Source organism: Kitasatospora sp. NPDC001660, from assembly GCF_053596725.1.
Window position 1 is genome coordinate 52077 of record NZ_JBSFGU010000010.1, and the last position, 23289, is coordinate 75365.

General features: G+C 72.9%; 19 protein-coding genes. 10 read left to right on the forward strand and 9 right to left on the reverse strand.

The annotated features are described in order from the left end of the window. Positions 1 to 86 precede the first annotated feature (86 nt). The 3 genes from ACWCXH_RS13690 to ACWCXH_RS13700 form a co-directional block, all read right to left on the reverse strand. Positions 87 to 230 carry a hypothetical protein gene (locus tag ACWCXH_RS13690; RefSeq protein WP_449801610.1) on the reverse strand — a complete coding sequence of 48 codons (144 nt, stop codon included), beginning with the start codon at positions 228 to 230 and terminating at the stop codon, positions 87 to 89. Between the two features lie 18 nt (positions 231 to 248). Then, positions 249 to 1403 carry a glycosyltransferase gene (locus ACWCXH_RS13695; RefSeq protein ID WP_449801760.1) on the reverse strand — a complete coding sequence of 385 codons (1155 nt, stop codon included), beginning with the start codon at positions 1401 to 1403 and terminating at the stop codon, positions 249 to 251. A 151-nt stretch (positions 1404 to 1554) separates the two neighbouring features. Continuing rightward, positions 1555 to 1995 (reverse strand): SRPBCC family protein, encoded by a 441-nt coding sequence (locus ACWCXH_RS13700; protein WP_449801611.1) that lies wholly within the window; start codon positions 1993 to 1995, stop codon positions 1555 to 1557. Between the two features lie 113 nt (positions 1996 to 2108). Here ACWCXH_RS13700 and ACWCXH_RS13705 point away from each other — a divergent pair, with 113 nt between their 5' ends. Further along, complete coding sequence (locus ACWCXH_RS13705; RefSeq protein WP_449801761.1) at positions 2109 to 3005, forward strand: HipA family kinase; 897 nt, start codon at positions 2109 to 2111, stop codon at positions 3003 to 3005. Here the strand turns inward: ACWCXH_RS13705 and ACWCXH_RS13710 are convergent. From ACWCXH_RS13710 to ACWCXH_RS13725, 4 genes are all read right to left on the reverse strand, one after another. Next, a complete protein-coding gene (locus ACWCXH_RS13710) occupies positions 3002 to 3379 on the reverse strand; it encodes a hypothetical protein (protein WP_449801612.1) in 378 nt (125 codons plus the stop codon). The two genes, ACWCXH_RS13705 and ACWCXH_RS13710, sit on opposite strands and share 4 nt — an antisense overlap. Positions 3380 to 3560: 181 nt before the next feature. Next, positions 3561 to 5048 carry a S8 family peptidase gene (locus ACWCXH_RS13715; protein ID WP_449801613.1) on the reverse strand — a complete coding sequence of 496 codons (1488 nt, stop codon included), beginning with the start codon at positions 5046 to 5048 and terminating at the stop codon, positions 3561 to 3563. 220 nt (positions 5049 to 5268) lie between these two features. Next, positions 5269 to 6387, reverse strand: a complete 1119-nt coding sequence (locus ACWCXH_RS13720) for an amidohydrolase family protein (RefSeq protein ID WP_449801614.1) — start codon at positions 6385 to 6387, stop codon at positions 5269 to 5271. Positions 6388 to 6390: 3 nt separating this feature from the next. Further along, on the reverse strand, positions 6391 to 7803 hold the full coding sequence (locus ACWCXH_RS13725) for a glutamine synthetase (RefSeq protein WP_449801615.1): 1413 nt from the start codon (positions 7801 to 7803) through the stop codon (positions 6391 to 6393). Positions 7804 to 8273: 470 nt separating this feature from the next. Between ACWCXH_RS13725 and ACWCXH_RS13730 the strand changes: the two genes are divergently transcribed. The 9 genes from ACWCXH_RS13730 to ACWCXH_RS13770 all read left to right on the forward strand — a co-directional run bounded on the left by ACWCXH_RS13730 (position 8274) and on the right by ACWCXH_RS13770 (position 19860). Further along, the gene (locus tag ACWCXH_RS13730) at positions 8274 to 10049 is read left to right on the forward strand and encodes a 3-hydroxyacyl-CoA dehydrogenase family protein (RefSeq protein ID WP_449801616.1); all 1776 of its coding nucleotides are present in this window, start codon (positions 8274 to 8276) and stop codon (positions 10047 to 10049) included. Positions 10050 to 10255: 206 nt separating this feature from the next. Continuing rightward, complete coding sequence (locus ACWCXH_RS13735) at positions 10256 to 11176, forward strand: TetR family transcriptional regulator (protein WP_449801617.1); 921 nt, start codon at positions 10256 to 10258, stop codon at positions 11174 to 11176. 386 nt (positions 11177 to 11562) lie between these two features. After that, the gene (gene ccrA, locus ACWCXH_RS13740; RefSeq protein WP_449801618.1) at positions 11563 to 12900 is read left to right on the forward strand and encodes a crotonyl-CoA carboxylase/reductase; all 1338 of its coding nucleotides are present in this window, start codon (positions 11563 to 11565) and stop codon (positions 12898 to 12900) included. Positions 12901 to 12910: 10 nt separating this feature from the next. Then, on the forward strand, positions 12911 to 14941 hold the full coding sequence (locus tag ACWCXH_RS13745) for a protein meaA (protein ID WP_449801619.1): 2031 nt from the start codon (positions 12911 to 12913) through the stop codon (positions 14939 to 14941). Between the two features lie 43 nt (positions 14942 to 14984). Continuing rightward, positions 14985 to 15962: an HpcH/HpaI aldolase/citrate lyase family protein gene (locus ACWCXH_RS13750; RefSeq protein WP_449801620.1), complete on the forward strand. Its 978-nt coding sequence runs from the start codon at positions 14985 to 14987 to the stop codon at positions 15960 to 15962. 11 nt (positions 15963 to 15973) lie between these two features. After that, positions 15974 to 16477, forward strand: a complete 504-nt coding sequence (locus tag ACWCXH_RS13755) for a MaoC family dehydratase (protein ID WP_449801621.1) — start codon at positions 15974 to 15976, stop codon at positions 16475 to 16477. A gap of 141 nt (positions 16478 to 16618) precedes the next feature. Beyond that, positions 16619 to 17821, forward strand: a complete 1203-nt coding sequence (locus ACWCXH_RS13760) for an acyl-CoA dehydrogenase family protein (protein ID WP_449801622.1) — start codon at positions 16619 to 16621, stop codon at positions 17819 to 17821. 481 nt (positions 17822 to 18302) lie between these two features. After that, positions 18303 to 18995: a phosphatidylserine decarboxylase gene (locus ACWCXH_RS13765; protein WP_449801623.1), complete on the forward strand. Its 693-nt coding sequence runs from the start codon at positions 18303 to 18305 to the stop codon at positions 18993 to 18995. Then, entirely contained in the window at positions 18982 to 19860 is an 879-nt protein-coding gene (locus ACWCXH_RS13770) for a CDP-alcohol phosphatidyltransferase family protein (RefSeq protein ID WP_449801624.1), read from the forward strand. The genes ACWCXH_RS13765 and ACWCXH_RS13770 overlap by 14 nt, the downstream gene beginning before the upstream one ends. A gap of 66 nt (positions 19861 to 19926) precedes the next feature. Here the strand turns inward: ACWCXH_RS13770 and ACWCXH_RS13775 are convergent, their stop codons facing one another. Then, positions 19927 to 21249, reverse strand: coding sequence for a hypothetical protein (locus tag ACWCXH_RS13775; protein WP_449801625.1), 1323 nt, complete (start codon positions 21247 to 21249; stop codon positions 19927 to 19929). 637 nt (positions 21250 to 21886) lie between these two features. Further along, entirely contained in the window at positions 21887 to 22975 is a 1089-nt protein-coding gene (locus ACWCXH_RS13780) for an alpha/beta hydrolase (protein ID WP_449801626.1), read from the reverse strand. Positions 22976 to 23289 lie beyond the last annotated feature (314 nt).

Here is a 23289-nt window from a genome sequence, read left to right on the forward strand (position 1 = left end):
CGCGGTCCTGACAGCTCCTGCTGCCGCCGGCGGCTCTCTGCTCTCTCGCGAATTCCCGGCGCGAAATCGAAACAATGCAGGCAAAATCAGACAATGCCGAACTTGGACTCACCGGCCGGAAGGTGACGTGCCATTTCATTCCAGCCACCCATTGATAGGTATTTCGGATTTGCCGCCTCATCCTTGTCCGGCTGAGGGCGCGAATACGACAGCGCCTGAGCGGCGGGCATTCACGGCATGTGAAACGATCAGATCCGCTCCGGGACACGGGCGCGGCGGCGCCCGGCCGCCGGACCGGCGCCCAACAGGTGGCGGTACAGGTCGTCCACCTGTTCGACCACCGTGCGGACGTCATGACGGGCGACCACGTGATCACGCAGTCGGGCACCACGGCGCTCGCACTCGATCGGATCCGACAGCGCCTGCGCCATTCGGGTGGCCAGCGCCTGCGCGTCCTGCGGCGGGACGACGGCCTGCTCGCGCTCCGCGGGCGGCAGGCACTCGCGCGCCCCGGGCACGTCGGTCAGCAGCACCGGACGGCCCGCCGCCATCGCCTCCAGCGGAGCCAGTGCCATCCCCTCCCAGCGCGAGGGCAGCACCACCAGGTCGGCCGCCGCCAGCCACGGCCGCGGATCCGGCACGTCCCCCGCCATCCGCACCCGGGACGGCTCGGCCGACGCCCGCACCGCCTCCGCGAGGTGCTGCTCCTGCGGCCCGCCGCCGACCAGCGCCAGCCGGGCCCGCGGCACCCGGCCCAGCACCTGCGGCCAGGCCGCCAGCAGCACGTCCTGGCCCTTCTGCCGGCACAGCCGCCCCACGCAGACGACCAACGGGGCGTCCAGGTCCAGGCCGAGCGCGATCCGGGCGGCCCGGCGGTCGGCGGGCGCGTAGCGGCGGACGTCCACGCCGTTGGGCACCACCGCCCAGTCGGCGTGCACCCCGGCGGCGACGCCGTCGGCCCGCTCCTGGACGCTGACGCAGAGCAGCCGGTGCGCCCAGCGGGCCGCGAACCGCTCCCAGCGCAGGGTGGCGGCCGCCAGCGCGCCGTCCACGGCGGCGAAGGACCAGGCGTGCGGTTGGAAGACGGTCGGCACCGCGCCCCGGACGGCCAGCCGGCCCGCCAGTCCGGCCTTGGCGCTGTGCAGGTGGACCACGTCGGGCGCGGCGGCCCGGACGATCCGGCGCAGCCGCCAGGCCTCCGCGGCGGTCCCCGGCCCGGGCGAGCGCTCGGCGGGCCAGTTCTGGACCAGCGCGCCCACCGCGGCGGCCTCCTCGGCCAGCCGGCCGCCGCGCGGACAGGCCACCAGCACCCGGTGGCCGGCCTCCCGCTGGCCCCGGACCAGATCGACGACGACGCGGGCCACCCCGCCGTCCACCGGCTGCGAAATGTGAAGGATCGTCATATGCACGGCGGCGAGCCTAGGGTGGCTCCCCCGCGCCGGGCGGCCCTCGTCACCCGCAGGTGGCGGATCGTCCACCCGTACGGTGCGCGGCTCGCACGGGTGGTCGGAGCCGTCGAAATCCCGGGCGATTCCCCGGGGCTCCGGGGGTGGTTCAGCGGACCTCGGCGGCCAGGTTGGCGAGCACCTGGTCGTGGATCCGGTTCAGGCCCTTCGGGGCGAAGGTGCGCTCGAAGAAGCCGCCGATGCCGCCCGCGCCCTGCCAGGTGGCCGAGACCGTCACCTTCGACCGGCCCTCGCCGGCCGCCGCGACGGTCCAGGTGATCACCATGCTGGAGTTGGCGTCCTTCTCCACCAGCTGGTCCGGCTTCGGGGCCGAGACGGTGAACAGGCAGTCCCGCACGCGCTTCTCGGTGGCCTGGAGCTTCCAGTGCACCTGGGTACCGGCCCCGGTGCCGCCGACCCGGACCTCGTACTCGCTGTACTGCGCGGGCAGCAGCTTCGGGCGGGTCACCTGGTAGTCGGCCAGCGCCTCGTACACCCGCTCCGGGGCGGCGTCGTAGACCCGCTCGGTGGTGGCCAGCACCTGTCCCATGACCTTGTACTCCTCGTGTGGTGGTTCCGTTCTCAGCGGCAAGCCAACCACAGGGCCGCGGACCGGGCCTTCCGGGGCCCGCGCCCGGGCGCGGAGGCCGTAGGGTGGCGGATGTGCTCGAACTGGTGACAGCAGTGCGCTACGTGGACCCGCTGCGGGCCGGCGGCTCCGTGCCCGGCGTCGTGGAGACCGACGACCTCGGCACCTACGTCGTCAAGTTCACCGGCGCCGCGCAGGGGCGCAAGGCGCTGGTCGCCGAGGTCATCGTCGGCGAGCTCGCCCGGCGGCTCGGCCTGCGCGTGCCGGAACTGCGGCTGGTGGACTTCGACCCGGCGGTCGCCGCGGACGAGCCGGACGCCGAGATCCAGGACATGCTCAAGGCCAGCGGCGGGCTCAACCTCGGGATGGACCTGCTGCCCGGTGCGCGGGACTACCGGCCCGGCCTCGTCGCCGTCGACGCCACCGAGGCCGGCCGGGTGGTCTGGCTGGACGCCCTCACCGGCAACGTCGACCGCACCGTGCACAACCCCAACCTGGTGGTCTGGCACGGGCGGCTCTGGCTGATCGACAACGGCGCCGCGCTGATCTTCCACCACCGCTGGGCCACCGCCGAGGCGGCCGTCGGCAGGCGCTACGACCTCAGCGCGCACGCGCTCGGCGGCTGCGCCCCGGACGTCCGGCTGGCCGACGAGGAGCTCGGACCGCTGGTCACCGTCGGGCTGCTGGAGGAGGTGCTGGCGCTCGTCCCGGACGAGTGGCTGGCCGACGAGCCCGGGTTCGACTCGGTGGAGGCGGTACGGCACGCGTACGTCACGCACCTGGCCGCCCGCGCGGTGCTCTCCGGCGAGTGGCTGCCGGAGGGCTTCGCCACGCCCGAGCAGCTGCGCGAGGCCGAGCGGCGGCGCGCCGCCCGCACGAGGGCCGGACGGCCGGCCTGGCTCCAGGAGGTGCCGGACCTGCACGGCAAGCCGTCCGTCGAGACGGTGTGGGAGCACCACGTCGAGAGTTAGTGGAGTGCCGGGTGGATCCAGCCGACGTACTCGATCGCGGTGCCGGCCAGCACGCCGCCCATGAGCAGGGTGAAGACCGCGGAGCCGTTCGTCCGGCGGACCTGCCGGGGGATCAGGGCCGCGCCGAGGCCCGCCACGAGCAGGCCCGCGAGCGGGCCGGCGGCGAGCATCGCGACCAGCCCCACCACCGCGCCGACGGAGGAGCCGGCCGCGAGCCCCATCACACCGGCCACCAGGCCGATGAGCGCGAACTGCGCCAGCATCGTTCCCGCGACGAGGAGTTCGGCCACGCCCAGGACGAGCCAGGGCCAGCTGCACCCGCCGCCGGCCGACCGGGCCGGGGCCACCTGCCAGCCGCTGTCGGTGTGCGCCATGGTGCTCAACTCCCTTGATGGTTCCGTTCGGTACGGATCCATCCTGGCGAGCGGGCCGCGGGCGGGCCTGAGTACGGGTACTCAAAAACGACCGGGGAGCGGGACCCGGTGGGCCCGCTCCCCGGCTCGGTGTCACGTGCTCACGTGCTCACGTGCTCAGTGGTTCCACGCGGCCGGCGCGTCAGCGCCACCACTGGACCGCCTTCTCGGCGTTGATGATGCCCGCGCCGTAGAAGCCGTTGTCGTTCTCGTCGCCCTCGCAGGTGGCCTTCCACTGGCCGGCGCCGCCCGGGTTGAAGTCCCCGGTCGGGCAGGCGTGCGACTCGGCCTGGTTGGTCAGCAGCTCGGTCAGCTCGTCGGGGCTGGCCCACGGGAAGGTGCTGGCGAGCAGGGCGACCACGCCGGTGGTGTGCGGGGTGGCCATCGAGGTGCCCTGCATGTAGCCGTACTTGCCGCCCGGGATGGTGGACAGGATCCGGCCGTCCTTGTCCGGGGTGTCCGGGATCTGGTAGCGGCGGTCGCCACCGGGGGCGGCGACGGTCACGACGCCCTTGCCGTAGCTGGAGTAGTACGCCTTCTCGCCCTTGACGCCCACGGAGGAGACGGCGATGACGCCCGGCAGCTCGGTCGGCAGCGACAGGCAGTCGTTGGTGACCGGGCGGGTGCCGGGGGTGGTGTCGTCCGGGCTGCTGACGTCGGTGGTCTTGTGGGCCAGGTCGATGTTCTCGTTGCCGGCCGCGGCCACGTTGAGGACACCCTTGCGCTGCGAGAACGCGACCGCCTTGCGGACGGCGGCGGTGATGGCCGCCTGGTCCTTGTCGTTCGGGCAGTTGAACATCCACGGGTCGACGTAGTAGCTGTTGTTGGTCACCTTGAAGCCGTGCTCACCGGCCCAGACGAAGCCGCAGATCGCGTACTCCGGGTAGATGAACCCGCCGTCGTCGACGACCTTGACCGAGGCCAGCTTGACGTTCGGCGCGATGCCGACGATGCCGGTGCCGTTCTTGGCGGCGGCGATGGTGCCGGCCACGTGGGTGCCGTGGTCGCTGGTGGTCGGCTGCCAGGCCTTCCAGTCGGTGTTCGGCTTGCCGCCGTCGATGCAGGAGACCGACTGCGAGGCGTCCACGTTGGGCGCGAGGTTCGGGTGCGTCGCGTCGACGCCGGAGTCCAGCACGCCGACGGTGACGTTGCGGCTGCCGAGCGAGATCTTGTGCGCCTTGTCGACGCCGATCTGGCGCATGTCCCACTGGTTGGCCTCGCGCGGCTCCTGGCCGGGGGCGGGCGGGGTGGTCGGGTCGGCGGCGACGTCGGCCCTGGCCTGGTCGGCGGCGGTGATGCCCTTGGTGCGGCTCGCGCCGACCGAGTCGACGCCCTTGGCCTGGCGCAGCTTCTCGGCGAACGCGGTGTCGTTCGAGCGGGCGATCACGACGCCGATCTGCTCGTAGGAGTACACCACCGTGCCGCCCAGGGTGGTGATCGCCTTCTCGACGTTCTGCACCTGGCCGTGGTTGGCCTTGGTGTTGACCACGTAGCTGAGCAGCGGACCGGTCGTCGAGCCGGCCGCGGGCGCCGCGACGGCGGTGCCTGCCGGGAGCGCGAGGGCGCCCGCGGTGGCGAGCACGAGGCCCACCGCCGCGTACCGGGTCCGGCTGGTCCGAGAATTACGCATAGGGGTGGCCCTCCCGAGTCGTCATGCAGCAGCTGCGGTAGGCAGGTGCGATGGAATGATCGGGACGCTAATGAGTTTTCACTTAAAAACGCAAGAGGTAGTCATCTGATCGTCACATCTCGACCAACACCGGAGCCCGGGAGTCCGCAGGTCAACGGGCAAACAGTGAGTCATAGTGTTAAAAAGTGATGGTGCATCGACGGGTTGAACCGCCTACCACCTAAAGGGCGTACAACCGCCGCGCGTTGTCCGCGGCGACCATGCGGGCCAGCCGCTCCGCGTCCGCCGCCGAGCAGGCGCCGTCCGCCCGCCACCGCCCGAGCAACTCGCCCAGCCCGTACCGGAACTGGGCGGCGCCGACCAGGTACAGCTCGGGCAGGCCGTACGCGTCGGTGGAGAACAGGAGCTTGCCGAACGGCGCCAGCTCCAGCATCTCGCCGAGCACCGCCGCCACCCGGGGGCCGGTGTAGGAGGCCGTCAGCCCGAGGTCGGCGTACACGGTGGGGAAGGCATGCGCGAGGAAGGCGGCCTGCCGGTGGTACGGGTAGCCGTGCAGCAGCACGAGCGGGACGCCGCTCGGCTCGGCGGCACGGACGAAGCCGGTCAGCAGCGACGGGTCGGCCAGGTGCAGGGTGAGGTCGGGATCGCCGAAGCCGGTGTGGAGCTGGAGCGGCAGGCCGAGCTCGGCGCACACGTCCACGGCCGTCCAGAGCAGGTGGTGCAGGAGCACCGGGTCCGTCAGCCGGCCGCGCCCGGAGCGCTGCCAGGCCCCCGCCGCAGCCACCACGGCGGCCGGCACGGGCCGTTCGGGCGGGACGGCGAGGCCGTGCCGGTAGGCGATGACCGACTTGACGGCGACGGCCCCGGCGGCGGCCCCGGCCAGGGCGTCGCGGACGGCCCGCGGCCAGGCCCCGGCCGTCGCGGGCACCGCCTCGGCGACCGTCTCCAGCCGGACCACCTCGCGCACCCGGGCGCGGGCGGCCTCGGCGAATTCGGTGAGCGGGAGCAGCGGGCGACCGGCGGCGGCGGTGAGCCCGGTGTCGATCAGGCAGGTGTCCAACGCGGCTGCGGCCAGCAGCCGGCCGGTGGCCTCGGCGGCGCCCAACTCCCGCCTGCGGGACAGGTATTCGACGGCCGGGGCGTGGACGGGCAGGCCGAGCGCGGGCGGGCACCAGCGCCGGACGGCGAGGCCGAGGGCGCTGTCGAACGGCGAGGTGCCGGGCGCGGGCGGGCGGTCCGACTCGGTGAGCAGCCCGGCCAGGGCGTCGTCCGCGAGGTCGGCCGCCACCACACTGTGGCAGTGGTGGTCGACCAGCGCGTGGACGTCCAGGAGGGGCACCGGTCAGTACCGCCAGCGGGTGGCGGCCACCACCTGTTCGGGGGCGGCTTCGGCGTACTGCTCGGCCTCGGCCCGGCGGACCGCCAGCACCGCCTGGTACAGCGGCTCGCCGAGCGCCTCGCGGAGCACCGCCGAACGCTCGTAGGCGGCGATCGACTCGGCCGGGCTCGCCGGCAGCCGGGGCACCGTGCCGGGCGCGGCGGCGGCCGGATCCTCGGTGAACTCCGCCGGCAGGGCGAGGCATCGGTCCAGCCCGGCGAGGCCGGCGGCGAGCACCGCGCCGACCGCGAGGTAGGGGTTGGCGCTGGCGTCGAAGCACTTGACCTCGGCGTTGGCCGCGGTGGAGCGCTCCCCGGCCGAGCCGGTGACCAGGCGCAGTGCGGCCTCGCGGTTCTCCAGGCCCCAGCACTGGTAGGCGCCGGCCCATTGCGAGGGCACGAGCCGCAGGTACCCGGCGGGGCTGGAGCAGCCGAGCACGAGCAGCTCGGGCAGCGCGGCGAGCACGCCGGCGAGGAAGCCCTCGGCCTCGGTGGTCAGGCCGTGCGGGCCGGAGCCGCCGCGGCCGAGGTTGCGCCCGTCCCGCCAGAGGCTCAGGTGGAGGTGGCCGCCGTTGCCGACCGCGCCGGGCTCGACCACGGGCGCGAAGGAGACCCGCAGGCCATGCCGGGCGGAGACGGCGCGGATGGTCTGCCGGACCAGGACGGAGGTGTCGGCGGCGCCGACCGGGCCCTCTGGGGCGACCGAGACCTCGAACTGGCCCGGCGCGTACTCGGGGTGGATCTGCAGGACGCCCAGCCCCTGCTCGCCGAGGGCGCGCAGGACGTCCCGCAGGTAGTCGGAGAGGTCGGTGAGGCGGTGCATCCCGTACGCGGGGCCGTGGGTGGGGTACTGCGGCTCGTCCTCGGGCGCGCCGGCGAGGGCGACCACCCACTCGACCTCGATGCCGGCCTTGAGGCTCAGCCCGCGCGCGGCGGCCGCGGCCTCCATCCGGCGGGCGAACAGCCGCTGGCAGCCGGGGTGCGGGGTGCCGGCCTGGGTGTACCGGTCCGCGGGAGCCCAGGCCCAGCCGGGCTGGGCGCAGAGCGGGACGAGCCGGTCGAGGTCGGGGTAGAGGCGCAGATCCCCGGTGGGGCCGCCGATGATCGGGCTGGTGGTGATCGTGTCGTCGGCGAGGAACACGTCGAAGCAGGGCGCGGCGCCGACGCCCCACTGGGCGGCGTGCACCAGGGCGCCGAGCGGGACGGCCTTGACCCGGGTGATGCCGGCGTTGTCCACCCAGGTGACGGCGACCGCCTCGACGGCGGCCGTGCGCAGCCGGTCGGCGACGGCCTCGGCCCGCGCGGCCCGTTCGGCGCGCGGGGGCAGTTCGACGGCGGCGGGGGCGTCGACGCCGACGGCGACGGTGTCAGCAGTCATGCCTTCATGCTGCCCCTCCCGGTGCGCCCGCGTAACTCCTCGATCGAGTGGTCGGAACGCAAGCACGTCCTCCCGTTCACTCGTTCGGGTTGGGGCGCTCCGCCGCCACCCGCCCCCTTCCTACTGGGCAGTAGCTTCGCTACAGTGGCCGCACGCACCGCCGTCGGGCTTCGGGAGCCGCACCGACGGGTGCCGTGCGTCCTTCACCGGCCGGTGCCGCGAACCGCGGCGGGCCGGATTCTCTCCTCGCACCAGCGCCGCTCCGTTCATCCCCGAGCGCCTGAGCACCACGGCACACCCGCAGTTCGGCCGGAGCGGACCGGCCGCTGCACGGGTGGGCCGCATCCGTCAACCCTCCAGCCCCCGCGCGCGGACCCTCCTCCGGCGGCGGCCGCCCCCTGCGCACGCACGGGCGCGGCGGCCCGCCCGCCGGAGCGCGCGCGGGCCCTTCATGACTAGGAGTCAGGACCATGCAGCGTCCCTTTCCCACGGTCGCCGTGGTCGGCCTCGGCACGATGGGTGCCGGTGTCGCGGTGGCGGTCGCCAAGAGCGGCCGCCGGGTGATCGGCATCGAGGCCACCGAGGACTCGGCCGCCCGGGCGCTGGCCCGGATCGAGGAGGCCACCGCGCACGCCGTCGAGCGGGCGCGGATCACCGCCGAGGAGCGCGCGGCGCTGCTCGCGCAGATCACGGTCGGCCACGAGCTCTCCGCCGCCGCCGGCGCCGACCTCGTGATCGAGGAGGTGCCCGAGCAGCTGGAGCTGAAGCGGGAGGTCTTCGCCGAACTGGACCGGATCTGCCCGCCCGGGACGGTGCTCGCCACCGGCACCACCGCGCTCTCGGTGACCCGGATCGCCGCCGCCACCGCCCGTCCGGACCGGGTGCTCGGCCTGCACTTCTTCAACCCGGTGCACTCCATGAAGCTGGTCGAGGTGGTCCGCACGGTGCTGACCGCCCCGCAGGTCGCCGAGGACGCCGCGGCGTTCGCCCGGGACCTCGGCAAGGAGCCGGTCGCGGCCGGCGACCGGGCCGGCTTCGTGGTGAACGGCCTGCTGTTCGCGTACCTGAACCAGGCCGCCGCGATGTACGAGTCCAAGTACGCCTCGCGCGAGGACATCGACGCCGCGATGCGGCTCGGCTGCGGCCTGCCGATGGGCCCGTTGGCACTGCTCGACCTGATCGGCGTGGACACCGCGCGGACCGTCCTGGAGGCGATGTACGAGCAGTCGCGGGACCGGCTGCACGCGCCCGCGCCGATCCTCGGCCAGCTGGTGTCGGCCGGGCTGCTGGGCCGCAAGTCCGGCCGCGGCTTCTACACGTACGAGGCGCCGGGCTCGTCCCGGGCCGTCGACGCGGCGACCGGGCCGGCGCAGCCGAAGATCGCGGGCCGCGAGGTGCGGACGGTCGGCGTGTGCGGCTCGGGCACGATGGCGACCGGCATCGCCGAGGTGTTCGCCAAGTCCGGGTACGCCGTGCTGCTGGCCGCGCGCAGCCAGGAGAAGGCGGACCGGGCCAAGGCGCAGCTGGCGAAGTCGCTGGAGCGCTCGGTCGCCAAGGGGCGACTGAGCGCCGAGCAGCGGGACGCGGCGCTGGCCCTGGTGACGCCGGTCGGGCAGTACGCGGAGCTGGCCGAGGCCGACCTGGTGGTCGAGGCGGTGGCCGAGGACCTGGTGGTCAAGCGGGAGCTGTTCGCGACCCTGGACAAGATCGTCAAGCCGGGCGCGGTGCTCGCCACCACCACCTCCTCGCTGCCGGTGATCAGCTGCGCGACCGCCACCTCGCGGCCGCAGGACGTCGTCGGCATGCACTTCTTCAACCCGGCGCCGGCGATGAAGCTGGTCGAGGTGGTCTCCACCGTGCTGACCGCGCCGGACGTCACCGCGACCGTCCTGGAGCTGTGCGCGAAGGTGCGCAAGCACCCGGTGGAGTGCGGGGACCGGGCCGGGTTCATCGTCAACGCGCTGCTCTTCCCCTACCTGAACGACGCGGTGCGGATGCTCCAGGAGCACTACGCGACGGTGGACGACATCGACACCGCCATGAAGCTCGGCTGCGGCTACCCGATGGGCCCGTTCGAGCTGCTGGACGTGGTCGGCCTGGACGTCTCGCTGACCATCGAGCAGGTGCTGCACCAGGAGTTCCGCGAGCCGGGCCTGGCCGCCGCGCCGCTGCTGGAGCACCTGGTGGCGGCGGGCTGTCTGGGCCGCAAGACCGGCCGCGGGTTCCGCGACCACGCGCGCCGGTGACCACGCCGCAGCCCGGCGGCGCCGCCCCGCGCGGGGCGGCGCCGGCCGGGATCGCGCCGGGGGCCACGGCCGGGCAGCCGCGGTCGGCCTGGACCCCCGGGGCGGTGTCCGCCCGCTGGCCCAGGCCGGCCGTGACCGGTCCGGTCGCGCCGGTCCGCCGGGGAAGGACCGCCGGGGCGCCGCCGGGGCCGTGTAGCGTTCCGGACATGGATCGGGTTCAGTCAGCCACCCCGCAGCAGTCCGCCGCACCGCGCGGCGCCGACCGACCGGCCACGTCGGCCGGGGGCACCGGGCCGGACGGCGGGCCGGGCAGCCGCCGGGCAGCCGCGCAGCGCCAGCAGATGCGCCAGGACCTGGCCACGGCCGCGATGGACCTGTTCGCCTCGCAGGGCTACGAGGAGACCACCGTCGACCAGATCGCGGCGGCGGCCGGGGTGGCCCGGCGCACCTTCTTCCGGTACTTCCGGTCGAAGGAGGAGGCGATCTTCCCGGACCACGACGACACACTCGTCCGGGTGGCCGACCTGCTGGCCAGCGCCGAGCCCGAGGAGCACCCGCTGGACGTGGTCTGCCGGGGCATCAAGGAGGTGCTGCGGATGTACGCCTCCACCCCGGGGGTGTCGGTCGCGCGGTACCAGCTGATCCGTCAGGTCCCGGCGCTGCGCGAGCGGGAGATCGCCGTGGTGGCCCGGTACGAGCGGCTGTTCACCCGGTACCTGCTGGGCCGTTTCGACACCGGCGAGGACATCCCGTCGGGCTGGCAGCGCGGCGGCGAGGACGACTCGATGCTGGCCGAGGTGTCGGCGGCGGCCGTCGTCGCGGCGCACAACCACGTGCTGCGGCGCTGGCTGCGGGCCGGCGGCCGGGGGGACGTGGAGGCGCAGCTGGACCACTCCTTCGAGGTGATCCGGCGGACCTTCTGGGCGTCCAACGCGCCGGGTGTCCGGCGCCGCGGCTCCCTGGTGGCACCCGGTGCCAGTGTGGCTCCTGGGGAGGTGCTCGCCGAGAGCGCACTGAGTGCCAGCCCTGGAGGTGAGGTGCTCATCACAGTCGCCCGGACGGATGCTCCGCTGGACGTCGTGGTGGACAGCATCCGGGCCGCGCTGAGCGGCTCCAGTCCCGCCTGACGGGGGCGTTTCCGCAGGTCACACAGGAATCGAAGGTCGCCAAGGGCCCGCGCCGAGGAATCGGCGGCGGGCCCTTTTCGTCCCCGTTCGAGCGCCCGAAACATCGGCCCGAAGTCGCCCAAATTCCTGACACCCGGTGTCTTTACGGCTGGCACAGGGTGCCACTACCTTGTTACTCACCAGTCGCGGCGCCGCGGCTCCCCACCTCGGCGCGCCGTCGTCCGGCGTTCCCACACCCCGGGAGCAGTGCCAGTACCACCCGGCCCACGGCCGGGCCGACCAGCCTGACCCGCCCACCACCCACCTCAGTGAAGCCGGTGTCCGCTCCCGGCCTTCCCCAGACGCCCTGTGCGCCCTCACACAGGTACGCCTCCGGAGGCAGAGCCATGCAGCAAATCCTCGACGCGATCCTCAGCAACGACGCCACGTCGGAGGACTACGCGGCGATCCCGCTCCCCGAGTCCTACCGGGCGGTCACGCTCCACAAGGACGAAGAGCAGATGTTCGCCGGCCTCGACAGCCGCGACAAGGACCCCCGCAAGTCCCTCCACCTCGACGACGTCGCCCTGCCCGAACTGGGCCCGGGCGAGGCCCTGGTCGCCGTCATGGCGAGCGCGGTGAACTACAACACCGTGTGGAGCTCGATCTTCGAGCCGGTCTCCACCTTCGGCTTCCTGGAGCGCTACGGCCGCCTGTCGCCGCTCACCAAGCGCCACGACCTGCCGTACCACGTGGTCGGCTCCGACCTGGCCGGTGTCGTCCTGCGCACCGGCGCGGGCGTCAACGCCTGGAAGCCCGGCGACGAGGTCGTCGCCCACTGCCTCTCGGTCGAGCTGGAGTCCCCGGACGGCCACAACGACACGATGATGGACCCGGAGCAGCGCATCTGGGGCTTCGAGACCAACTTCGGCGGCCTGGCCCAGCTGGCGCTGGTGAAGACCAACCAGCTGCTGCCCAAGCCGAAGCACCTCACCTGGGAGGAGGCCGCCTCCCCCGGTCTGGTCAACTCCACCGCCTACCGCCAGCTGGTGTCGCGCAACGGCGCCGGCCTGAAGCAGGGCGACAACGTGCTGATCTGGGGCGCCAGCGGCGGCCTCGGCTCGTACGCCACCCAGTACGCGCTGGCCGGCGGCGCCACCCCGATCTGCGTGGTCTCCAGCCCGCAGAAGGCCGAGATCTGCCGCGCCATGGGCGCCGAGGCGATCATCGACCGCTCGGCCGAGGGCTACAGGTTCTGGAAGGACGAGAACACCCAGGACCCGCGCGAGTGGAAGCGCCTGGGCTCGAAGATCCGCGAGTTCACCGGCGGCGAGGACGTCGACATCGTCTTCGAGCACCCGGGCCGGGAGACCTTCGGCGCCTCGGTGTACGTCACCCGCAAGGGCGGCACCATCGTCACCTGCGCCTCCACCTCCGGCTACATGCACCAGTACGACAACCGGTACCTGTGGATGTCGCTCAAGCGGATCGTCGGCTCGCACTTCGCCAACTACCGCGAGGCCTTCGAGGCCAACCGCCTGATCGCCAAGGGCAAGATCCACCCGACCGTCTCCAAGGTCTACTCCCTGGAGGAGACCGGCCAGGCCGCCCTCGACGTGCACCACAACAAGCACCAGGGCAAGGTCGGCGTGCTCTGCCTGGCGCCCGAGGAGGGCCTCGGCGTGCGCGACGAGGAGTTCCGCGCGAAGCACATCGACGCCATCAACCGCTTCCGGAACGTGTGAGACGGGTCCGATGACTGAGCCTCAGAAGCGCGACCGGCCCTGGCTGATGCGCACCTACGCCGGACACTCCACCGCGAGCGACTCCAACGCGCTCTACCGGCGGAACCTGGCGAAGGGCCAGACCGGCCTCTCCGTCGCCTTCGACCTGCCGACCCAGACCGGCTACGACTCCGACCACGTCCTCGCCCGCGGCGAGGTCGGCCGGGTCGGCGTGCCGGTGGGCCACGTCGGCGACATGCGCACCCTGTTCGACGGCATCCCGCTCGAGCGGACCAACACCTCCATGACGATCAACGCCACCGCGATGTGGCTGCTCGCGCTCTACCAGGTGGTCGCCGAGGAGCAGGGCGCCGACATCGCCGGGCTCACCGGCACCACCCAGAACGACATCGTCAAGGAGTACCTGTCGCGCGGGACGCACGTCTTCCCGCCCGGCCCGTCGGTGCGCCTGATCACCGACATGATCGCCTACACGGTCGGCAACATCCCCAAGTGGAACCCGATCAACATCTGCAGCTACCACCTGCAGGAGGCCGGGGCCACGCCCGTCCAGGAGATCGCCTACGCGATGTGCACCGCCATCTCGGTGCTCGACGCCGTCCGCGACTCCGGGCAGGTGCCGGCCGAGCGCATGGGCGACGTGGTCGCGCGGATCTCCTTCTTCGTGAACGCCGGTGTGCGTTTCATCGAGGAGATGTGCAAGATGCGCGCCTTCGCCCGGCTGTGGGAGAAGGTCACGCGCGAGCGCTACGGCGTCGAGGACCCGAAGCAGCGCCGGTTCCGCTACGGCGTGCAGGTCAACTCCCTCGGCCTGACCGAGGCGCAGCCGGAGAACAACGTCCAGCGGATCGTGCTGGAGATGCTGGCCGTCACGCTCTCCAAGGACGCCCGCGCCCGGGCCGTCCAACTCCCGGCCTGGAACGAGGCGTTGGGGCTGCCCAGGCCGTGGGACCAGCAGTGGTCGCTGCGGATCCAGCAGGTGCTCGCCTACGAGTCCGACCTGCTGGAGTACGGGGACATCTTCAACGGCTCCGAGGTCGTCGAGGCCAAGACCGCCGAACTGCTCGCCGGTGCCGAGGCGGAGATCGCCAAGGTGCTGGAGATGGGAGGCGTGATCCCGGCCGTCGAGTCCGGCTACCTGAAGTCCAACCTGGTCGCCTCGCACGCCGCCCGCCGGGCCCGGATCGAGTCTGGCGAGGACAAGATCATCGGCGTCAACTGCTTCGACACCACCGAGGAGAGCCCGCTCACGGCCGACCTCGACACCGCGATCATGGTCGTCGACCCGGCCTCCGAGCAGTCCGTCCTCGCCGCCCTGGAGGCCTGGCGCGGGCAGCGCGACGAGGCCGCGGTCCAGGAGGCACTGGCCGAGCTCAAGGCCGTCGCCGCCACCGACGCCAACCTGATGCCGGCCACGCTCGCCTGTGCCCGGGCCGGCGTCACCACCGGGGAGTGGTCCTTCGCCCTGCGCGAGGTCTTCGGCGAGTACCGCGCCCCCACCGGCGTCGGCGGCGCCCCGGTCGCGGTCGCGGCCGAGCCCGGCGGCGAACTGGCCGCCGTACGCGCCGCCGTGGCCGCCACCGCCGAGGAGCTCGGCGCCGGCAAGCTGCGCCTGCTCGTCGGCAAGCCCGGCCTGGACGGGCACTCCAACGGCGCCGAGCAGATCGCCGTCCGGGCCCGCGACGCCGGGTTCGAGGTGGTCTACCAGGGCATCCGGCTCACCCCCGAGCAGATCGTCTCCGCCGCCGTCGCGGAGGACGTGCACTGCGTGGGCCTGTCCATCCTCTCCGGCGCGCACTCCGAGCTGGTGCCCGACGTGCTGCAGCGGTTGCGCCGGGCCGGGGTGGAGGATGTCCCGGTGATCGTGGGTGGCATCATCCCGGCAGCGGACGGCGAGGCCCTCAAGGCCGCCGGCGTCGCCGCCGTGTTCACCCCGAAGGACTTCGGCATCACGACCATCATCGGCCGGATCGTGGACGAGATCCGGCTGGCCAACAAGCTCCAGCCGTGGACGCCCGCACCGACCGCGGCCACGAACTGACCAGCTGACCAGCTGACCACTGGGAAGGAACAGAACCACCCTCATGAGCACTGCCAGCGACACTTCGACCAACCGTCTGCGCCCGCGCCGCTCCTGCCTCGCCGTACCGGGCAGCAACCCGCGCTTCCTGGAGAAGGCCCAGGGCCTGCCCGCCGACCAGGTCTTCCTCGACCTCGAGGACGCCTGCGCCCCGCTGGTCAAGGAGAGCGCCCGCCACAACATCGTCGACGCGCTCAACAACGGCGACTGGGGCAACAAGACCCGCGTGGTCCGGGTCAACGACTGGACCACCCACTGGACCTACCGCGACGTGATCACCGTCGTCGAGGGCGCCGGCCCGAACCTGGACTGCATCATGCTCCCCAAGGTCCAGGACGCCGAGCAGGTCAAGGCGCTCGACCTGCTGCTCACCCAGATCGAGAAGACCATGGGCTTCGAGGTCGGCAAGATCGGCATCGAGGCGCAGATCGAGAACGCCAAGGGCCTGATCAACGTCGACGCCATCGCCGAGGCCTCGCCCCGGCTGGAGACCATCATCTTCGGCCCCGCCGACTTCATGGCCTCCATCAACATGAAGTCCCTGGTCGTCGGCGAGCAGCCGCCCGGCTACGGGGCCGACGCCTACCACTACATCCTGATGCGCATCCTGATGGCCGCCCGCGCCAACGACCTCCAGGCGATCGACGGCCCGTACCTGCAGATCCGCAACCAGGAGGGCTACCGCGAGGTCGCCCGCCGCTCCGCCGCCCTCGGCTTCGACGGCAAGTGGGTGCTGCACCCCGACCAGGTCGCCGCCGCGAACGAGATCTACTCGCCCTCGCAGGAGGACTACGACCACGCCGAGCTGATCCTCGACGCCTACGACTACTGCACCTCCGAGGCGGGCGGCGCCAAGGGCTCCGCGATGCTCGGCGACGAGATGATCGACGAGGCCAGCCGCAAGATGGCGCTGGTCGTCGCCGGCAAGGGCCGGGCCGCCGGCATGCAGCGCACCACCAAGTTCGAGATCCCGGAAAGCTGAGGGCCTGAGCCATGCAGTTCGGACGCACCTACGAGGAGTTCGAGGTCGGCGCGGTCTACAAGCACTGGCCCGGGAAGACCGTCACCGAGTACGACGACCACCTCTTCTGCCTGCTCACCATGAACCACCACCCGCTCCACATGGACACCAACTATGCGGAGAAGACGACGGACTTCGGGAAGAACGTCGTCGTGGGCAACTACATCTACTCGCTGCTGCTCGGCATGTCCGTCCCGGACGTCTCGGGCAAGGCGATCGCCAACCTGGAGATCGAGTCGCTGCGGCACGTCGCGCCGACCTTCCACGGCGACACGATCTACGGCGAGACCACCGTCCTCGACAAGTGGCCGTCCAAGTCGAAGGACGACCGCGGCATCGTCTACGTCGAGACCAAGGGGTACAAGCAGGACGGCACGGTCGTCTGCATCTTCCGCCGCAAGGTGATGGTGCCGACCGAGACGTACATCAAGGAGCGCGGCGGCGAGCAGCCCGGCCGTCCCACTCCTTCCGCCTGATCACCCCCGATACCCCGGAGGGGCAGGCCGCCGTCATCGGCCGACCCCCACCCGGAACGGGGGCCCTGCTGCCGCAGCCACGCCGGCAGGGCCCCCGGCAATCCCCCCCCCCGGACTTTCACGACAAATCGGAGCCGCACGATGGGACGCCTCGCACAGACCGACGGCCTCACCGAGATCCAGCGGGACATCCTCGCCACCGTGCGGGATTTCGTCGACAAGGAGATCATTCCGGTCGCGACCGAGCTGGAGCACAAGGACGAGTACCCGACCGCCATCGTCGAGGGGATGAAGCAGCTCGGCCTCTTCGGCCTCACCATCCCCGAGGAGTACGGCGGCCTCGGCGAGTCGCTGCTCACCTACGCCCTCGTGGTGGAGGAGATCGCCCGCGGCTGGATGTCCGTCTCCGGCATCGTCAACACGCACTTCATCGTGGCGCACATGATCAACGCCCACGGCACGCAGGAGCAGAAGGACTACTTCCTGCCGAAGATGGCGGCCGGCGAGATCCGCGGCGCGTTCTCGATGTCCGAGCCCGGCCTCGGCTCCGACGTTTCGGCCATCTCCACCAAGGGCGTCAAGGACGGAGACTTCTACGTCCTCAACGGCCAGAAGATGTGGCTCACCAACGGCGGCACCTCCACCCTCGTCGCGGTCCTCTGCAAGACCGACGAGGGCGGGAACACCCCGTACAAGAACATGACCACCTTCCTGATCGAGAAGACGGCCGGATTCGGCCCGAACCCGACCGTCCCCGGCCTCACCGTGCCCGGGAAGATCGAGAAGATGGGCTACAAGGGCGTCGACACGACCGAGCTGGTCCTGCAGGACGTCCGGATCCCGGCGGACCGGATCCTCGGCGGCGTCCCCGGCCGCGGCTTCTACCAGATGATGGACGGCGTCGAGGTCGGCCGCGTCAACGTCGCCGCCCGCGGCTGCGGCGTCGCCCGCCGCGCCTTCGAACTCGGCATCTCCTACGCCCAGCAGCGCTCCACCTTCGGCAAGAAGATCGCCGAGCACCAGGCCATCCAGTTCAAGCTCGCCGAGATGGCCACCAAGGTCGAGGCCGCGCACCAGATGATGGTCATGGCCGCCCGCAAGAAGGACGGCGGCGAGCGCAACGACCTCGAGGCCGGCATGGCCAAGTACCTCGCCTCCGAGTACTGCAAGGAGGTCGTCGAGGACGCCTTCCGCATCCACGGCGGCTACGGCTTCTCCAAGGAGTACGAGATCGAGCGCCTCTACCGCGAGGCCCCGATGCTGCTCATCGGTGAAGGAACTGCGGAGATCCAGAAGATGATCGTCGGCCGCCGGCTCCTGGAGGAGTACCGGATCGCCGAGTGAACGGCGGGTCGTCCCGGCTCGCCGGGTGACCCTCGGAACGGCCGGTCGACGGGCGTGCGGGCCCGTCCCGGCACCGCGCCGTGCCACCGCGGCCCCGGCCTGGTCCGCCTGGGGTCCGGCACGGCCCCCGGAAGCGGCCGCAGGGCGTAGAGCTGCGAAATCGCGCCCCGCGGCCGCTTCCGCGCGCTCTGGTGAGGGCCTGCGGGACGTGCGCCCACGGGCGACGCGGACGCGGCGCCGCGCACCGACACCCGCTGAGACAAGAGTCACCAGGCCCGTTCGGGCCCTTGGGAACCGGACGGGGGCGAGCTACGGTCGTACCAGTGGACGCGACCGCGCGCCCCACGGCAACGAGCAGGCGGGTTGCCCACCCACCGTGTGCTCCCGATAGCATCCACCGGGACAGCAGCCGTCCCTTTCTTACCCGATCCCGCGGTGGCCCCCGTCCAGCGGCCATGATCCCCCGCGACAAAGGTCTTCGATGCCCATCAGCCCGTCCCCTCACACCTCCGTCACGGACCGCGATGCCCTCGCACCCACGACGGCCGGTCGGCGACCCCGCGTGACCATCGCGCGCGGAGCCACCCCCTGGTTCGTCCCCACCCTCGCCACGGCCGCCGTGACCACCGCCCTCACCCGGCGCAGCGGCAAGTGGGCCCTGGCGGCGGTACCGGCCTGCGCACTCGGCGCGGGCATGCTGTGGTTCTTCCGCGACCCCGAGCGTGAGATCGGCACGGGCAGAGTGATCTCCCCCGCCGACGGCGTGGTGCAGAGCATCGACGCCTGGCCGGACGGCCGCACCCGGGTCGCCATCTTCATGAGCCCGCTCAACGTCCACGTCAACCGGGCGCCGCTGCCCGGCACGGTGACGTCGGTCGAGCACGTCGCGGGCGGGTTCGTGCCCGCGTTCAACAAGGACAGCGACCAGAACGAGCGGGTCGTCTGGCACTTCGACACCGAGCTCGGCGACATCGAGATGGTGCAGATCGCGGGGGCCGTGGCCCGCCGCATCGTGCCCTACGTGGACGCCGGCACCAAGGTCGCCCAGGGCGACCGGATCGGTCTGATCCGGTTCGGGTCCCGGGTCGACACCTACCTGCCGGCCGGCGTCGAGGTCGGCGTCGAGGTCGGCCAGAAGACCACAGCCGGGGTGACACGCCTTGACCGTGACTGATCCTGAGACGATCGTCGGCCTGGACGACGAGGAGACGGCACTGCGCCGCCGCCGCTGGGCACGCGACCGCGAGCTCCGCGCGCCGCGCTCGCCGCAGCACCTGTCCACCGCCGACTTCCTGACCCTGGGGAACGCCGTCTGCGGCTTCCTGGCGATCTACTCGATCACCACCGGGGTCCTGATCCCGCACATCACCAACCCGGACGTCGCTCCGGACCGGCACAGCGCGGCTACGGCCGTCACGCTGCTGCTGATCGGCTCGATGTGCGACCTGTTCGACGGCCTGGTGGCGCGCAAGCTGCGCTCCTCCGCCCTCGGCGCCGAGCTCGACAACCTGGCCGACCTGATCAGCTTCGGCATCGCGCCGGCCTACTTCGTCGCGGTCTGGGGCATGGTCTCGCAGGGCTCCAACCGAACGCTCTCGGCGCTGACCGCGCTGACCGTGCTGCTCGCGGTGGTCCTGCGGCTGGCCCGCTTCTCCGCCGTCAAGATGCGACCCGGGGTGTTCCAGGGCATGCCCTGCCCGATGGGCGCCATGACGGTCATCGCCATCGTGCTGCTCGACCCGCCGTACCTGCCCGGCCTGCTCGCCATCTTCGGCGCCGCGTACCTGATGGTCAGCCGGATCGAGTACCCGAAGCCGCAGGGCCTGCTGGCCACCGCCACGCTGTGCTGGATCGTGGTCTCCATCGGCTGCCTGGCCGCGTGGGCCACCGGCCTGCCCGGCGGCGACGCGCTCCTGCACGTCGGCGCCTTCGCCCAGATCACGCTCGCGGCCATGGCGCCGCTGCTGGTCATCCGGCGCAAGGTCGGCCAGAAGGTCGGCGACGTCCGCGCCCGGCGGGCGGAGTCGCGGCTCGGCTGAGCCCGATCGGCACAAGAAGGGCCCGGATCCGCTGTGGATCCGGGCCCTTCTTCCGTTCTGTGCGGGTCACGCCCCGCCGGTGTGGACGCTGAAGGCCGAGCGGCGGGCCGCACGGGCCACGCCCGGGTCCGGGTGCACGCCCGACACCGCCGTCAGCACCGAGGCCGCGCGCGGGTGCCCCGACTGCCGGGCCCGGGCGAACAGCCGCACCGGATCGCCCGCCGAGGCGCCCTCCACGTGCCCGACGAGCAGCTCGGTCTCGCCGTGGTCCAGCACCGCGGCCGCCGTGTCCACCCAGAGCCAGGCCGCGTCCTCCGCGCCCAGCACGTCGGCCGGCGACACGCCCTCGTCCGACTGCTCCGCGAGCCACAGCAGCGCGTACGGGCGCAGCACCGGCTCGTCCACGGCCGCGCGCACCGCCTGCTCGGCCGTGCTGCCGGCCACCCGCAGGGCCTCGAAGGCGAGGCCCCGCACGAGCGCGTCGTCGCCCTGCGCCGCGTCCAGCAGCTCCGCCACCGCCCGGTCCGCCGGACGGGCCGCGACCCAGGCGCGGTACTCGGCGCGGGCCGGGCCCGGCGAGTAGTCGGCGCAGGCGTTCAGCAGCTCGTAGGCGCTCTGCTCGATGTGGCCGGCCGCGGTCTGGGCGACCGTGCAGATCTCCTCCAGCTTCGCCCGCACCGCCCAGTGCCCGAGCGGCGAGAGCTCGGCGGCATCGTTCCTGCGCACGACGGCGCCGACCGCCGCCAGGCCGTCCAGCATCCAGTCCAGGACGGCGGCGACGTCCGAGGGCGCGGCCGGGGTGTCGATCTGCGGCTCGCGGCAGGTGCCGCGGACCGCCGACACGGCGGAGGCGGCGTGCGGGACGGGCGACAGGCCCGCGCCCCCGGTGCCGCCGACCCGGCGCTCGTCCAGGCCCCGGCGCAGCAGCTCCAGCAGCTCGCTGTCGGCGACCGGGCCGTCCACCAGGTGGAGGAAGGAGAGCAGCTGCGGGGCCTGGTCCACGGCCTGTCCGGCCAGCACCGCGAAGACGCCGCGCAGGGCGGCCGGCGGGACGGGCGCGAGCAGCGTCCAGGCGTCGAACAGCGCGGACCAGCCGCGCACCACGGCCTCGTCGTCGTGTTCCCAGGCGTGCAGCCGCCAGCCCGGTCCCGCCCCGCCGTCGCGGGCCTCGACCAGGCCGACCAGCAGCGCCTGGCCCCAGGCCTTGGCCGCGGCGCCGACCGTCATGGCCAGCGCGCGGCCCGCCGTGCGGGCGTCGTCGGGAAGCAGCTCGCCCCGCTTGTCGACCTCGTCGAGCTCCCCCGCCCAGCGGGCGATCCGGACGGCGTCCACCAGCATCCGGCGGGCCAGCGGAGCCAGCTCGGCGGGAGCGGGGAAGCCGTCCGGCACGGGAACCCGGCCACGGCCGGGCGCGGGTGCGGGGCCTCGTCGGCGGGGTACGCCGCCCCCGCCCGGCCTGGCCCCGACGGGCCGGTGGGCCGTACCGGGGAGGCGGGTCACCGTCGCACCGGTACCGATCGTCGGTGGGAGCGGGGCATCACGGTCGCGCGGGTTCCGAGACGTCACGTCGAGCAGTCTTCCCCTTGTACCGGCCTTCTGTCACATCCGGTTGGTTGTACGGACGGACCGGTTGTGGCAGCACCTCCGCAAGATCGGGCAACAGCGGCAAACCGCCTGGCCGGAAACGTGTGGCGGGACCATGCCAGGCCCGTTTGCGGCGATCACGGGGGGTGTCCGGCTGGATACGGAAAGGGGTGCGGCGAAGGGCGACCGGCCGACTTGTGAGGGGTGGCCGGCGGACGGCGCCGGGGAAACGTTCACCCTCCGGGATCGCCGGACGAGCTCCGCGTGGATGCGGATCGGCCAGGTCGGCGGCGGGGGAAATCGACCGGGCCGACTTCTCGCGCCGGAGGAATCGACTTCCGACGCCCGGCCGGCGTCGAGTGGCGGGTGGGGGGAAATGCGCGAAGAGGTGAAGCGGAGGAATGACCGCCTGGAATGTCCGGAAAGGGCCCGATGATCGTGGTCAGAGGAGGGGGGTGAGCCAGCGGCGGAGGAGTTCCGTGTAGTGCGCGGGGGCGGAGTTCCACAGGGCGGTGTGGTCGGCGCCCGGGAAGGCCTGGAGGCTCACGACGTCGGGGCGGGCCGCGGCGAGGTGCTGAGCCGCGCGGAACGGCGCGATCGGGTCGTCCGGGCTGTGCAGGACGAGGGTCGGGACGTGCAGGCCGGCGCCCTCGGCGAGGCGGGCGACGTCGGCCAGGCCGACCCCGGTGCGGCCCTCGGCGGCGAGGGCGCCGAGCTCGGCGACCGTCCGGGTGGAGCCGGTCCTGACCGCGTCGCGGCGGGCGGTCGCGGGGAGGTCGAGGACGGGCGAGTCCAGGACCATGCCGACGACGGCGCTCGACCAGGCCGAGCGGGCCGCGGCCTGCAGGCATATCGTGGCGCCGATCGACCAGCCGTACAGGATCACCCGGCCCGCGCCGCTGTCGAGGGCGAACCGCACGGCCGACTCGACGTCGCGCCACTCGGTCTCGCCGAAGTGGCTGAGCCCGTCCGGCGGGGCGGGCGCGCCCTGGTCGCCGCGGTAGGTGACGGCGAGGGCGGGCAGCGCGAGGCGCTGGAGGAGGGGCAGGACGGGGAGGGTCTGGCCGCGGTCGGCGCCGGGGCCGTGCACCAGGACCACCCAGGTGCCGCGCCTGCCGCCGAGGCGCCAGGCGGGCATGGCGCCCAGCTCGCCGGTGACGGCGGCCTCGGTGAACGGGAGGCCGAGGGCGGTCGTCGGGTCGCCGAGGTACACGCGCGGGGTGAGGCGGACTCCGGTGCCGGGGGCGAGGGTGCCCCGGTCGGCGCGGACGAGACGGCGGGTGACGCCCTGTTCGTCGCTGTGCAGGATGTCGTCGACGACGGCGTGGCCGTCACCGTCCCACTCGACCGCCCAGCAGCCGGGCTGCAGGACCGCGGGTGTCCGGTTGAAGGTGATCCGGTCGGCGGCGAGGCTCTGCACCAGGACGGGGCCGGACTCCGGCACGGCGGTCTGCGGGCGTACGAGCCGCTCGGACGCCCGGCGGCCGATCACCAGGACGGCGACCCCGGTGCCGACGGCGGCTGCCGCCACGACTGCTGCGGTTCCCCAACGCATATCGTTCCCCGCTCTGTGAGTCTCCTGGGCACTAGTTCACTAGGGGGAAAGGCCTGCGGCCAGTCGGATGGGCTGTATGGGGGAGGGTGTGAGGAGTCGCTGTACGGGGAAAGGGCGGGGCCGCGACCGGGCCAGGCAGACCCGACGCCTGGCGAGCGGCACGAAGCGCCGCCGGAGGTGCCTGCGGACCGCTGGACGATCGCACGGAGTGTCATGCCCCTGCGGTGGCGCGGATCGGAGGTGCTGACGGGGCCGCATCCGGCTCCGCGGCGGGCTCCCCCGGTGTGATC

Coding starts and splice junctions, on each gene's coding strand:
- ACWCXH_RS13700 (WP_449801611.1), bottom strand. CDS start 1,995: ATGGGACAGGTGCTGGCCACCACCGAGCGGGTCTACGACGCCGCCCCG.
- ACWCXH_RS13755 (WP_449801621.1), top strand. CDS start 15,974: ATGCAGTTCGGACGCACCTACGAGGAGTTCGAGGTCGGCGCGGTCTAC.
- ACWCXH_RS13745 (WP_449801619.1), top strand. CDS start 12,911: ATGACTGAGCCTCAGAAGCGCGACCGGCCCTGGCTGATGCGCACCTAC.
- ACWCXH_RS13710 (WP_449801612.1), bottom strand. CDS start 3,379: ATGGCGCACACCGACAGCGGCTGGCAGGTGGCCCCGGCCCGGTCGGCC.
- ACWCXH_RS13690 (WP_449801610.1), bottom strand. CDS start 230: ATGCCCGCCGCTCAGGCGCTGTCGTATTCGCGCCCTCAGCCGGACAAG.
- ACWCXH_RS13715 (WP_449801613.1), bottom strand. CDS start 5,048: ATGCGTAATTCTCGGACCAGCCGGACCCGGTACGCGGCGGTGGGCCTC.
- ACWCXH_RS13750 (WP_449801620.1), top strand. CDS start 14,985: ATGAGCACTGCCAGCGACACTTCGACCAACCGTCTGCGCCCGCGCCGC.
- ccrA (WP_449801618.1), top strand. CDS start 11,563: ATGCAGCAAATCCTCGACGCGATCCTCAGCAACGACGCCACGTCGGAG.
- ACWCXH_RS13725 (WP_449801615.1), bottom strand. CDS start 7,803: ATGACTGCTGACACCGTCGCCGTCGGCGTCGACGCCCCCGCCGCCGTC.
- ACWCXH_RS13765 (WP_449801623.1), top strand. CDS start 18,303: ATGCCCATCAGCCCGTCCCCTCACACCTCCGTCACGGACCGCGATGCC.
- ACWCXH_RS13760 (WP_449801622.1), top strand. CDS start 16,619: ATGGGACGCCTCGCACAGACCGACGGCCTCACCGAGATCCAGCGGGAC.
- ACWCXH_RS13695 (WP_449801760.1), bottom strand. CDS start 1,403: ATGACGATCCTTCACATTTCGCAGCCGGTGGACGGCGGGGTGGCCCGC.
- ACWCXH_RS13730 (WP_449801616.1), top strand. CDS start 8,274: ATGCAGCGTCCCTTTCCCACGGTCGCCGTGGTCGGCCTCGGCACGATG.
- ACWCXH_RS13735 (WP_449801617.1), top strand. CDS start 10,256: ATGGATCGGGTTCAGTCAGCCACCCCGCAGCAGTCCGCCGCACCGCGC.